This is a genomic window from Flavobacterium sp. W22_SRS_FP1, assembly GCF_052113685.1.
Lineage (GTDB): Bacteria > Bacteroidota > Bacteroidia > Flavobacteriales > Flavobacteriaceae > Flavobacterium.
The window spans coordinates 44,645-56,838 of sequence record NZ_JBGQOE010000004.1; the positions used below are offsets into that span (position 1 = coordinate 44,645).

The following is a 12,194-nucleotide window of genomic DNA, read 5'->3' on the forward strand; positions in this document are numbered from 1 at the left end:
AAAGTAAAAGGTAGCCGTTTTTGCGTTTTTTTGATTATTTTGCATAAAAATTAAGAAGACTATTTAACATGGAAATCACAAACTACATCACCACTGATTTTAAAGCTATTGACAGCCAAGAAACTATTGCGACTGTTAAAGATTTTTTCATGGAATTAAATTACTCTCATTTTCCTGTTCTTGAAGAAGGGGTCTTCATTGGCAGTATTGCCTCTGACGACATCGAAACTTTCGATAATGATAAAAAAGTGACTGATTACAAATACACTCTCGAACCTTTTTTTGCCAGAACAGATTCTATTTGGATTGAAGTTTTAGAGATTTTTGCAAAAAATCATACTAATTTAGCACCTGTTTTGGACCAAAACAACAACTACGTTGGCTACTATGAGATAGAGGACATTATGAGCTTTTTTCACCAAACACCTTTTTTAAAAGAACCTGGAAAAATAATAAAAGTTAAAAAGGGAGCCATGGACTATTCTATGAGCCAAATTACTCAAATAGTGGAAAGCAACAATGGTAAACTATTAGGTCTATTTATTTCTGAATCGGACCTTAATAATATCGAAGTGACTATTAAAATAAACTTAGGTGCCATAAATGAGATCGTCCAAACTTTCAGAAGGTATGGTTATGAAATCACATCTGACCACCACGAAGACAATTATATAAACACATTAAAAGAACGTTCGGACTATTTAGACAAATACCTTAATATGTAATTGTTTATTCGTTTATTGACATAGCCTTTATAGATCGAATCAAAAATTAATAAGCAAAAGATTAAGTAGCCTAATGAAAGTAGCCATTTACGGTCAATATTACCAGAACAGTACAGAACCAATCATCAGAGATATTTTTGTGTTTTTTAATCAAAACAACGTAGAATTAGTTATTGAGGCTGATTTTTTGAAAATGCTCTATGAAAAGGAACTAATAAAAAAAGAATACAATACTTTTTCGTCTCACACGGAATTAGATCACAACTTTGACATGTTAATAAGCATTGGTGGCGACGGAACAATATTAAGGGCGGCCACCTTAGTTCGAGATTCGGGCGTACCAATTCTCGGTATAAATGCTGGTAGATTAGGATTTCTGGCAACTGTTCAAAAAGAAAATATTGATGAGTTTCTACAAATTGTCATCGACAAAAAATATACAATTTCAAAAAGAACCCTATTAAGTTTATCGTGTGACCCTCCTAATGCGGCACTTCAAGATATTAACTTCGCAATGAATGAAGTTTCTGTTAGTCGCAAAGACACAACCTCTATGATCACTATAGATACTTTTTTAAACGGAGAGATCCTGAACTCCTATTGGGCAGATGGACTAATAATATCTACACCAACAGGATCAACGGGCTATTCTCTTAGTTGTGGCGGACCAATACTCACCCCAGATGTAAGAGGATTGGTGATTACACCAATCGCTCCACACAACCTAAACGCAAGACCACTTGTCATCCCTGACGAAACTGAAATTAAATTAAAAGTTTCTGGTAGAGAAGAAAACTATTTGGTTTCATTGGACTCTAGGATTACTTCAGTTGGAAACGAATCAATACTGACCATAAAAAAAACCCCTTTCCAAATAAATATGGTAGAGATACCAGAAGAAACCTTTCTAAAAACCCTTCGTGGCAAATTGCTTTGGGGTGAAGACAAAAGGAATTAAATTTTTAGTTGCTCTTCTATACGATATTATCTTTTTTTTTCGTTTAGCTTAAAAAACTTCAATTAATATCAGTCGACTAGTCCATAAGTGAAATAATAATGACATTTAACACAATGGATGTTGATTCCTATCGATAATTATTATATTTGCACGCAATTTTAAATTAAAATGACTAAAATCTTCATCTTATTTATATGCTTATTATCGAGTATAGCCATACGATCTCAGATACATGAAGTTGGATTATTTCTAGGCGGTAGTAATTACATAGGAGATGTAGGACCTACCACTTATATAACTCCCAACGAGCCAGCATTTGGCCTACTTTATAAGTGGAATAAAAGTCCCAGGCACTCTTATCGTTTTTCCTATACACAATCAAAAATAACCTCCAGTGATCTGGATTCAAAAGAACCCGCTAGAAGTGAAAGAGGGAATCATTTTGAAAATAGCGTAAAAGAAGTATCTTTAGGCCTTGAGTTTAATTTTTTTGATTTTAATCTTCATAAATTGGGGAACAAAATCACTCCATACGTTTATTCAGGAGTAAGTTATTTTAGCTATAACGAACTCTTCGTGTTTTCAAGAGAAACAAAAGTTGACAAAAGCTCAAGTTCATTTGCCATTCCGATGATTTTAGGCGTTAAGTCAACTATTTCACGTAGTTTGATTTTAGCAATGGAAATCGGAGCTCGATACACTCTTACTGACAATCTTGACGGAAACAACCCCAAGAATGAAAGTTTGAAAAGATTACAATTTGGAAATATAAATAATAATGATTGGTACGTTTTTTCAGGATTTACATTAACGTATACCTTTGGCGAAAAACCTTGTTATTGTGCAGACTAAAAAAATGAATTTACTTCAAAAAATAGACACTAATAATTTACCTCGACACTTAGCCATCATTATGGACGGAAATGGGCGTTGGGCTAAACAACAAGGATTCTTAAGGGCTTTTGGTCATGAGAGCGGGACAAAATCTGTAAAAATCATAATTGAGACCTGCGCAAGATTAGGCATAGAAAGCCTAACTCTCTACGCATTCTCTACTGAGAACTGGAACAGACCTAAGCTAGAAGTTGATACTTTAATGAAAATATTAATCAAATCATTAAAAAAAGAACTTGTAACATTACAAAACAACGACATCAAGTTGAACACGATCGGAAATTTGGAGAAAATGCCAAAATCCGCTCAAAAAGAACTTCTTGATGTGATTGAAAAAACAAAAACAAATACTAAGATGACTTTAACTCTAGCATTGAGTTATGGATCAAGGGAAGAAATTATAAACGCAGTAAAAAACATCAGCGATAAAGTTAAAAATAATATAATTTCAATAGACACTATTGACGATTCCATTATAAATGAGCATCTTTACACGCAAAATTTACCGGACGTAGATTTATTAATAAGAACAAGTGGAGAGCATAGGATAAGTAATTTTCTGCTATGGCAAATAGCCTATGCAGAATTGTATTTTACTGATGTATTGTGGCCAGACTTTAAAGAAGATGATTTATATGAGGCTATTATTAGTTATCAAAAAAGAGAACGTAGATTTGGAAAAACAAGTGAACAAATTAAATAATTTTTTAGTGTTAAATAAAAGTATAAAAGCAGTCCTCACCCTTCTCATTTTGGGAAGTTTTTCACAGATAAAAGCTCAAGAACGAGTTCCTTTTGATCAAGGTAAAAAATACATACTAGCCGACGTTGTACTAACCAACAAAATAAGTTTCAATGACCAAACGGTTGTCACTTTTGCCGGGCTTGAAAAAGGACAAGAAATTACGGTCCCTGGGGAACAAATAAGTAATGCAATAAAAAAACTGGGGAAACTAGGCCTTTTTGATGAGATATCATTTTATATAAACAGAATCCAAAACGATAGTATATATCTAGATTTGGAAATTAACGAACTCCCTAAACTATCTAACGTTAAGTTCGTTGGTATTAAAAAAAATAAAACTGATGCTTTAATAAAAGACAACAGCTTGACAAAAAGCAAAGTTGTCAATGAAAACCTTATTACGACAACAAAAAACTACATAGAGAATAAATATAAAAAAGACGGTTACTACAATACGAAAGTAAACATCAACGTTATCAAAGACACCTCAACAATAAACCAAGTCAATATGGTTGTAAACGTTGATAAGGGTGAAAAGATAAAAATTAATGAAATTAATTTTATTGGCAACGAAAAAATATCTGATAGAAGTTTACGAAAGTCTATGAAAGATACCAAGCAAAAAAATATATTTCGAATTTTGAAAGCTTCAAAATTCATAAAAGAAAAATACAAAACAGATTTGGAAAAAGTCATTGCTTCCTATAAAGAGCAAGGATACAGAGATGCTAGAATCCTATCTGATTCCATTACCTATAATAAAGACAAAAACGCATTATTTATAAATATAAATGTAGAAGAAGGAAATAAATATTATTTTGGTAATGTTAAATTTTTAGGAAACACAGTTTATTCAGATCAGTCTCTGGGCCGAATGCTAGGTGTCAAAAAAGGAGAAACCTATAATGGTGTCCTTCTTGAAAAAAGAATTGCAGATAAATCGAAACCTGACGGAGAAGACATAACAAATTTATATCAAAATAGTGGTTATTTATTTTCTACTGTTAATGCTGTAGAAGTTAAAACAGTAAACGACACTATTGATTTCGAAATAAGAGTAAATGAAGGACCATTAGCATACTTCAATAAAATTACAGTTGTTGGAAACGACAAAACAAATGACCGTGTAATTTACAGGGAATTAAGAACAAAGCCTGGAGAAAAATACAATAAAGAATTACTTATAAGAACCATTCGTGAAATCGGACAATTAGGATTTTTTGATCCTGAAGCCATAAACCCTGACTTCAAAAATGTAGATGCTGCAGCAGGTACTGTGGATATCGAATATCAACTTGTAGAAAAGGGTTCTAGCCAGATTGAGCTTCAAGGAGGTTATGGTGGTGGTGGTTTCATTGGGACAGTAGGATTATCATTTAACAATTTTTCTGCCAGAAATATATTCAATAAAGAAGCCTATAAACCATTACCTATGGGTGATGGACAAAAGGTATCACTAAGACTGCAAGCAAGTACCTATTTCCAAACATATAGTATGTCATTTTCAGAACCTTGGTTTGGACAGAAGAAGCCTGTACAGTTTAGTTCTTCTATATCATACAGTAAACAATTCTTGAATAATTTCATAACTCAAAGAGTAGACAAAGAAAAAAGTTTTAATATTTTAACTTTATCTGTAGGATTAGCTAAAAGATTGACAGTACCAGATGACTTTTTTGTATTATCACAATCAGTAAGCTACCAACATTATGATTTAAAGAACTATAACACTGGATTGTTTACATTTGGAAACGGAGCTTCGAGGAATTTCGCATACACAGTAGGACTAACGAGAAATAATAAAGGAGTAAACCCAATTTTTCCAACCTATGGTTCAGAATTTAGTCTTTCTGCTAAATTAACTCCACCCTACTCATTACTAAACGGTACAGACTATGCCACGTTAGGGGATAAAGAAGAATATAAATTAAAGAATACCGTAGAGAGGTCAAATCAGGTCGATGCAAACGGCAATACAGTTAACATAGGTGATTACATTGACGCTGCAGGAAATAAGGTGTTCAATTATCAAGATGCGGCAGCGGACCCAGCTATAGTAGATCAAAAGAAATTTAATTGGTTAGAATATTACAAAATAAAATTTAAAGCCGACTGGTATACTAAAGTTTATGGTAAATTAGTACTGCGAACGTTAACGGAATTCGGTTTCTTAGGCGCTTATAATCAGGACAGAGGGATCGTTCCTTTTGAAAGGTTTTATGTAGGGGGAGATGGACTAGCAAATTTCGCAATGGATGGTAGAGAAACGGTACAATTGAGAGGATACCCAAACAACTCGTTGACACCGATAAATAATAACGGAGAACAACTTGGAGCAACGGTTTACAATAAGTTTTCATTAGAAATGCGTTACCCTATAACATTGAAGTCATCCGCATCTATATATGCATTGGCGTTTTTGGAAGCAGGTTCTTCATATGAAGATTTTAAAAGTTATAATCCATTTACATTAAACAGATCCGCAGGAGTTGGCTTACGTGTGTTTATGCCAGCATTTGGATTATTAGGTATCGATTTCGCTAAAGGTTTTGATGCCCTGCCAGGGCAAACACAACCAAATGGATGGGAAACCCATTTCATTATTGGACAACAATTTTAAAAGAATGCAGTAAGATTTTCTAATATCAAAGGCTATGAGAAAACATTTTTTAATTCCGATTTTAGCGTTGATTGTAGTAAACACTATTCAATCACAAACCAGAGGAACCAAAATAGGATACATCGATATGGAGTACATTTTACAAAATGTACCAAACTATATCGAAGCCAATGTCCAGTTAGAGCAAAAAGCGCAAAAATGGAAACAAGAAATTGAATCCAAAAAAATAGAAATTGATAAAATAAAAGAAGCACTTAAGGCAGAAAAAGCATTACTAACGAAAGGACTAATAGAGGAAAGAGAAATTGAAATCAAGTTTCTTGAAAACGAAATGTTAGATTTTCAGCAAAAAAGATTTGGGCCTTATGGGCTTTTGATGACACAAAAATCTATATTGGTAAAGCCAATCCAAGATCAAGTCTTTACTGCAGTACAAGATATTGCAGAAACAAAAAAATATGATTTTATATTTGATAAATCATCGGACTTGACAATGCTTTTTTCAGCAAAAAGGTTCGACCTCAGCGATCAAGTGTTAAGGGTTTTGAATAGGGCAGAAAAACGGGAAGAGCAGACAAAGAAGCAAATTGATGCAGAAGATGCTAAAGAGAGCAAAGACGATGCAGATGCCGATAACCCAGAATTAGCTGAGCGACAAAAAGTGTTAGAAGAGAGAAAAAATGCAAGAGATAAAATCATCGCTGATAGAAAATTAGCTCAAGAGGAAAAGAAACAAGCAGCCGAGCAAGCGCGACAAAAAATAATCGATGATAGAGAAGCTAAAAAAAATGGCACGGTTTCTGATTCTACCGCTACAGATAGCAAAAAAGCAGCCATAATTGATGCTACAGAAGCTGCAAAATTAGCTGTTGAAGAAGCCAAACAAAATCAAAATGACGCAAGGGCAAAGGTGTTAGAAGATCGCAAAAAAGTGATCGAAGACCGTAAAAGAGCAGTAGAAGAAAGACGCGTAAGAATGCTTGAAGTACGCGATTCTATAAAAAAATCAAAAGAAGACCAGGTTAAACTAAAACAATAATTAATTACTTAATATTTTAAAAACGATGAAACAAATCAAAACTTTATTAATTGCTGCACTATTTATGTTCGGAGCAAATCAAACTATTAACGCACAAGCAAAAACAGCACATGTTGACGTAAGTGAAATTATGGCAAAAATGCCGGCAATGCTAGATGCCCAAAAACAGCTAGAACAATTAAGCGGAACATATGATTCTGATTATAAAAAAATGGTTGAAGAATACCAAGCAAAACTAAAAAAATACGAAGCAGAGTCTGCTACAGTTACTGATTTAATAAACGGTGATCGTTCTAAAGAAGTTCAAGACATGCAAAAAAGAATTGTAGACTTTAGAGACAATGCTCAAAAAGAACTACAACAAAAGGAATCTGATATCGTAAAACCATTGATGGAAAAAGTGAGAACTTCTATACAAAAAGTAGGGAAAGCCAAAGGATACCAATATGTATTAGATGGTTCAACTCTTTTACTTGCTGAAGGTCCAAACTTGACTGCTGACGTTAAAAAAGACTTAGGTTTCTAGTAAATACAAACCAATATATTTTTAAAAACCGCTCATACTAAATAAAGGATGAGCGGTTTTTTTGTTATAAAATTATTTAGGTTATATTAGCAACAGACATTAACTTTGTTTTGATGGATAACAATCAACCGATAGGCATTTTCGACTCAGGCATAGGAGGCACTTCAATTTGGAAAGAAATCCATAATTTGCTCCCCAATGAAAAAACAATATACTTGGCCGACAGCAAGAATGCTCCTTACGGACAGAAATCCAAAAGAGAGATTATTGGATTAAGCATAAAGAACACAGACCTACTGCTCGAAATGGGCTGTAAATTAATCGTAGTTGCCTGTAACACGGCGACCACTAATGCTATCCGGGAACTAAGAGAAAAATATGAAGTTCCATTCATTGGAATTGAACCGGCCCTAAAACCTGCAGTAGCGAATTCTAAGACTCAAATTATAGGAATCCTAGCTACTCAAGGGACATTAAACAGCGAACTATTCAATAAGACAACTGAGATGTTTCGTAACACTAAAATAGTAGAACAAGTAGGCCATGGATTAGTGCAGTTAATTGAGAACGGCAATATGAATTCGCCCGAAATGACAAGACTTCTCCACTCCTACTTAATTCCTATGATTGAAGCCGATATCGATTATCTGGTATTGGGTTGCAGCCACTATCCGTATCTCATCCCACAAATAAAGAACATTCTTCCTCAGCATATCCAAATTATTGATTCTGGACGAGCAGTTGCCAAACAAACACAGAGGATACTCAAGGAGCAAGTCGGACTTTCTTCAACACCTTCAAACGAAGCTGTCTTTTACACCAACAGCAATCCGAAAGTACTGAGGGGAATTCTAGAAAATAGATACGAAGTTATTGAGAAAGATTTTTAGCACTTTTAAACTATTCTTCTTTGAACCAACTAGAATACATTACATAATTATCTGATATACGGGCAATTTCTCCTGCGAAATTAGATTGATCAATGTCCTTAACCTTTTTGGCGGGAACACCTGCCCAAATCGATCCAGATTCGACAATTGTATTTTGAGTTATGACTGCTCCAGCCGCTACAATAGAGTTGCTCTGTACTATGCAGTTATCCATAACTATGGCTCCCATTCCTATCAAAACATTATCGTGGATTGTGCAACCATGAACTATAGCGTTGTGACCGATTGAAACGTTGTTCCCTATAATTGTTCCATGCTTTTTATAAGTACAATGTACTATAGCACCATCTTGGATATTTACCTTGTTTCCAATTTTTATAAAATTGACATCTCCTCTGATAACTGCATGAAACCAAACACTGCATGAATCACCAAAAATTACGTCTCCAACAATAGTTGCATTTTCGGCTACGTAACAGTCGTTCGGTATTACGGGGGTTTTCCCGTTCACAGATTTTATTAACATTGAATATATAAGTTAGAATTAATTAATGGCTGGACACTTACATTCATATTTAACCGGCTTACAGAACAAATCAACACCCAAGGTGATTTGATGATAGCCTCCACTGTCAAACTTAATAGGACCCATTACATGCGAATATGTATAGGCGACCATAAACTTATTCAAATTGACCCCTACAATCGGAGTAACGTATTGCAGTTTTTGTTTAGACACGCCATTTCCGTCAGCATATTCAGCGCCGTCAAAACTTCTTCGATAAGAAAGGGCTCCCCAAACTTTTCCGAAGTTCATGTTTTTATAAGCTTTTATGTTTAGATCTATAGATTTTTCTTTGGTTTGATCAACAAGTTGAAACAGAATGGACGGTTCTAGCATTACGCGATCTAGGTCACCAAACACATAACCGACACTCAACAAATATTTCCTTAAGTTGTCACTTTCATATTCCGTATAAATGTCCCTTCGCATTTCAATCGCATTTTTTACAGTACCGTGCACATACAAATCCAAATAATTGTATGATGCTCCAAAGTCCACATTAAAATAGGAGTCTTTTTGCACCACGGTACCATCAATAATTGGGTCAAAATCACCAGACTGTAAAAAACTTGTCTCATCTAACTGGCTCTGGATCAATCCACCACTTATACCAAATGACAGTTGATTCAAATCAATTTCATCCCTAGAAAACATAAGATGATATGCGTAGGTTAATTTGATTCCTTTTTGAGAATGATACCCATTTTTATCATTAAAAAGAATAATTCCCGCTCCTGCTTTTTCACTCACCCTACCGTTAAAACTTAAGGTCTGAAGTTCAGGTGCATCATCCTGACTAAGCCACTGCTTCCTTCCGGTGAGTCTGAGTTTGGCACAATTTGCAGCACCAGCCATCGAAGGATGAATCAAATAATAGTTATCTGACAAATAATCCGAGTATACAGGAATTCCCTCTTGAGAAAAAGAATAAGATGTAGCAAGAAAGAACACTAATAAAATTCTAAATTTGATGTGCATTGAGATACTATTATTTAAATTTAACGTTAGCGTAAAAGAACAGATCATCTAAAATTCATCTGAAGAACTAAAATAAAGTTAATTTATTCATTATTATATCAAATATAGTTATTCGTGCAAAATAACTTTCCTAAATTTGTAGAAATTTACAAAAGTTATGACAAAAGTTACCATTAAAGAAACGCAAAACCCAACTATTATAAAGTTTGAATTCGAAGATTTTATTACTCAAAACGAAAGTTATGAGTTCAAAAATATTGATGATGCAAAAGCATCCCCTCTAGCGCAAAAGTTATTTCACTTAGCTTTCGTAAAAACGGTTTACATCTCCGGGAATTTTATAGCTATTGAAAAATATAGCATCGTGGAATGGGATGATGTAAAAGATGCCGTTGCGGAACAAATTGACACTTTCGTTAACAATGGAGGGATCATTCTTACAGTCGAAGAAAACAAAACTAAAAAGCAACCCATAACCGTTTACGGTGAAACAACGCCTAATCCTGCAGCTTTAAAATTTGTCGTTAGTCGCATGCTAACTAAGAAAGCAATAGAGTTTAAAAATATAGATCAAACGGCTCCTTCTCCTTTAGCAAGGGAATTATTTAAGTTTTCATACGTAAAAGAAGTATTTATTGACGAAAATTACATTTCAGTTACAAAATATGAAGTAAACAACTGGGAAGAGATCACGTTAGAGATTAGAAGCTTTATTAAGCAGTATATAGAAAATGGAGGAATTGTGCTTGACGAAACCGTAATTGTAGCCAAAGAAAATCAAGAAAAAACCAAAAACGAGGATTTTGACAAGTTGGATGTTACCTCGCAACAAATCATCAATATCCTAGAAGAATATGTAAAACCTGCTGTGGCAGCTGATGGAGGAAATATTATTTTTGATTCTTACAATGAGCAAGATAAAATCGTAAAAGTGATCCTTCAAGGTGCTTGTAGCGGTTGTCCTTCATCAACATTTACGTTAAAATCTGGTATTGAGAACATGCTAAAGAGTATGCTAAACGACGATAAAATTCAAGTAGAGGCAGTAAACGATTAAGTAATTTAAATATTAATCCGCTTATTTTCATATACTTAAAAAGCACTTCATCTATATTTTCAATGTCACTATGAAATTTTTAGTTAAATTTATATACCACTAAAAAAATAGAAATTATATCCGTAGCAAAGGCTATTGATTTACTTTCCAATTCAAGTGTTAGCAGAAAAGAGCCAGCTCAAAAAGGCCTTACTAGAGCATCACAAACTGCAAAAAATATAAAATCGTTATATATGAAAGACCAAAGTGCCTAATACGCGACTGTAAAATATCTGAATATCAGTCACTCTTAACCTTGCATTCGGACTAGAATACCTCTATTAAGAAAAAAAGCGTTTCCTATGAAACGCTTTTTTTATGATATTTTTCTTAGAAATAAATAGTTGAGGCTAGCTTTCTATTCTTCTAGCTACTAAATTGCAATTAGTTGAGAGTTCTAGCACAGTTATGACCTTGTAAAAAAAAATCAAAAATTAGATTTTTTATTTCTTTTTTGGAGTGGTTATCAAAAAATCCTTCAAATAAAAGGGTTCAAAATAAGCGACATCAACGGTGTCGCCCATTTTATATTTTTCAAAGCTGAGTACACTCATTTCATTTGCCGAAGGATATTTTATTTTTTCCAGGAATACAAAATTTTCTTTGACTAAAACAGCTTCGCACTTCTCAGTACAATCTCCGACAAAATAAAGCGTTTCTTCAAAACTTTCGAAAGAGTTCTCGCTAATTATTTCAGCCTCGACATTTCTTACCCGTTCAAAGTCTGCCGTAAAAATAGAGCTGTATACTTCCATTCTGCGTGCATCAATCATTGGAACAATCAGACCTGCAGAAATAGTTGCTTGTGAAGCTAGCACCTTCAATGTATCTACTGCGATCAAAGGAAGCCCTAATGCAAAACACAGCCCTTTAGCGGCTGAAACACCGATACGAAGTCCTGTATAAGATCCTGGGCCTTTACTGACCGCAATAGCCGATAAATCTTTATAGACTATTCCTGCTTCCTTTAAACTTGCCTCTATAAAAACATGCAATCTTTCTGCATGAGAATAGCCTTCTTCCGCAATTTCTTTGCAAATTATGGTCTTACCTTCTTTAGCTATAGAAACAGAACAGTTTTTAGTAGATGTCTCGATGTTGAGAATATAATCCAATCTTCAGTATTTATGATATTAATTTTGACCATTTTCAGGATGG

13 protein-coding genes are annotated in these 12,194 nt (G+C 34.1%); 10 read left to right on the plus strand and 3 right to left on the minus strand.

The features are described 5' to 3' along the window. The first annotated feature begins 68 nt into the window (after positions 1-68). From ACEN2H_RS03710 to murI, 8 genes are all read left to right on the plus strand, one after another. Positions 69-725 (plus strand): CBS domain-containing protein, encoded by a 657-nt coding sequence (locus ACEN2H_RS03710; RefSeq protein WP_441730525.1) that lies wholly within the window; start codon positions 69-71, stop codon positions 723-725. Between the two features lie 73 nt (positions 726-798). Then, a complete protein-coding gene (locus ACEN2H_RS03715; protein ID WP_441730527.1) occupies positions 799-1,683 on the plus strand; it encodes an NAD kinase in 885 nt (294 codons plus the stop codon). 168 nt (positions 1,684-1,851) lie between these two features. Then, positions 1,852-2,535: a DUF6089 family protein gene (locus ACEN2H_RS03720; protein WP_441730529.1), complete on the plus strand. Its 684-nt coding sequence runs from the start codon at positions 1,852-1,854 to the stop codon at positions 2,533-2,535. Between the two features lie 4 nt (positions 2,536-2,539). Continuing rightward, positions 2,540-3,280, plus strand: coding sequence for an isoprenyl transferase (locus tag ACEN2H_RS03725; protein WP_441730531.1), 741 nt, complete (start codon positions 2,540-2,542; stop codon positions 3,278-3,280). Continuing rightward, positions 3,213-5,942: an outer membrane protein assembly factor BamA gene (bamA, locus tag ACEN2H_RS03730; protein ID WP_441730533.1), complete on the plus strand. Its 2,730-nt coding sequence runs from the start codon at positions 3,213-3,215 to the stop codon at positions 5,940-5,942. The genes ACEN2H_RS03725 and bamA overlap by 68 nt, the downstream gene beginning before the upstream one ends. Before the next feature lie 34 nt (positions 5,943-5,976). Next, positions 5,977-6,981, plus strand: coding sequence for an OmpH family outer membrane protein (locus ACEN2H_RS03735; RefSeq protein WP_441730535.1), 1,005 nt, complete (start codon positions 5,977-5,979; stop codon positions 6,979-6,981). A gap of 25 nt (positions 6,982-7,006) precedes the next feature. Further along, positions 7,007-7,507, plus strand: a complete 501-nt coding sequence (locus ACEN2H_RS03740) for an OmpH family outer membrane protein (RefSeq protein WP_441730537.1) — start codon at positions 7,007-7,009, stop codon at positions 7,505-7,507. A 113-nt stretch (positions 7,508-7,620) separates the two neighbouring features. Then, a complete protein-coding gene (gene murI, locus ACEN2H_RS03745; protein WP_441730539.1) occupies positions 7,621-8,397 on the plus strand; it encodes a glutamate racemase in 777 nt (258 codons plus the stop codon). Between the two features lie 10 nt (positions 8,398-8,407). On the opposite strand, the gene ACEN2H_RS03750 is transcribed toward murI, so the two are convergent. Both ACEN2H_RS03750 and ACEN2H_RS03755 read right to left on the minus strand, forming a co-directional pair. Continuing rightward, on the minus strand, positions 8,408-8,923 hold the full coding sequence (locus tag ACEN2H_RS03750; RefSeq protein ID WP_441730541.1) for a gamma carbonic anhydrase family protein: 516 nt from the start codon (positions 8,921-8,923) through the stop codon (positions 8,408-8,410). Between the two features lie 18 nt (positions 8,924-8,941). Beyond that, positions 8,942-9,940, minus strand: coding sequence for a PorP/SprF family type IX secretion system membrane protein (locus ACEN2H_RS03755; protein ID WP_441730543.1), 999 nt, complete (start codon positions 9,938-9,940; stop codon positions 8,942-8,944). Positions 9,941-10,097: 157 nt separating this feature from the next. Here ACEN2H_RS03755 and ACEN2H_RS03760 point away from each other — a divergent pair, with 157 nt between their 5' ends. Together ACEN2H_RS03760 and ACEN2H_RS03765 are read left to right on the plus strand one after the other, a co-directional pair. Beyond that, positions 10,098-10,997 (plus strand): NifU family protein, encoded by a 900-nt coding sequence (locus ACEN2H_RS03760; RefSeq protein WP_441730545.1) that lies wholly within the window; start codon positions 10,098-10,100, stop codon positions 10,995-10,997. 134 nt (positions 10,998-11,131) lie between these two features. Then, positions 11,132-11,251, plus strand: a complete 120-nt coding sequence (locus ACEN2H_RS03765; RefSeq protein ID WP_441730733.1) for a dodecin domain-containing protein — start codon at positions 11,132-11,134, stop codon at positions 11,249-11,251. 228 nt (positions 11,252-11,479) lie between these two features. Here ACEN2H_RS03765 and tsaB read toward each other — a convergent pair whose 3' ends face one another. Continuing rightward, positions 11,480-12,151, minus strand: a complete 672-nt coding sequence (gene tsaB / locus ACEN2H_RS03770) for a tRNA (adenosine(37)-N6)-threonylcarbamoyltransferase complex dimerization subunit type 1 TsaB (RefSeq protein ID WP_441730547.1) — start codon at positions 12,149-12,151, stop codon at positions 11,480-11,482. Positions 12,152-12,194 lie beyond the last annotated feature (43 nt).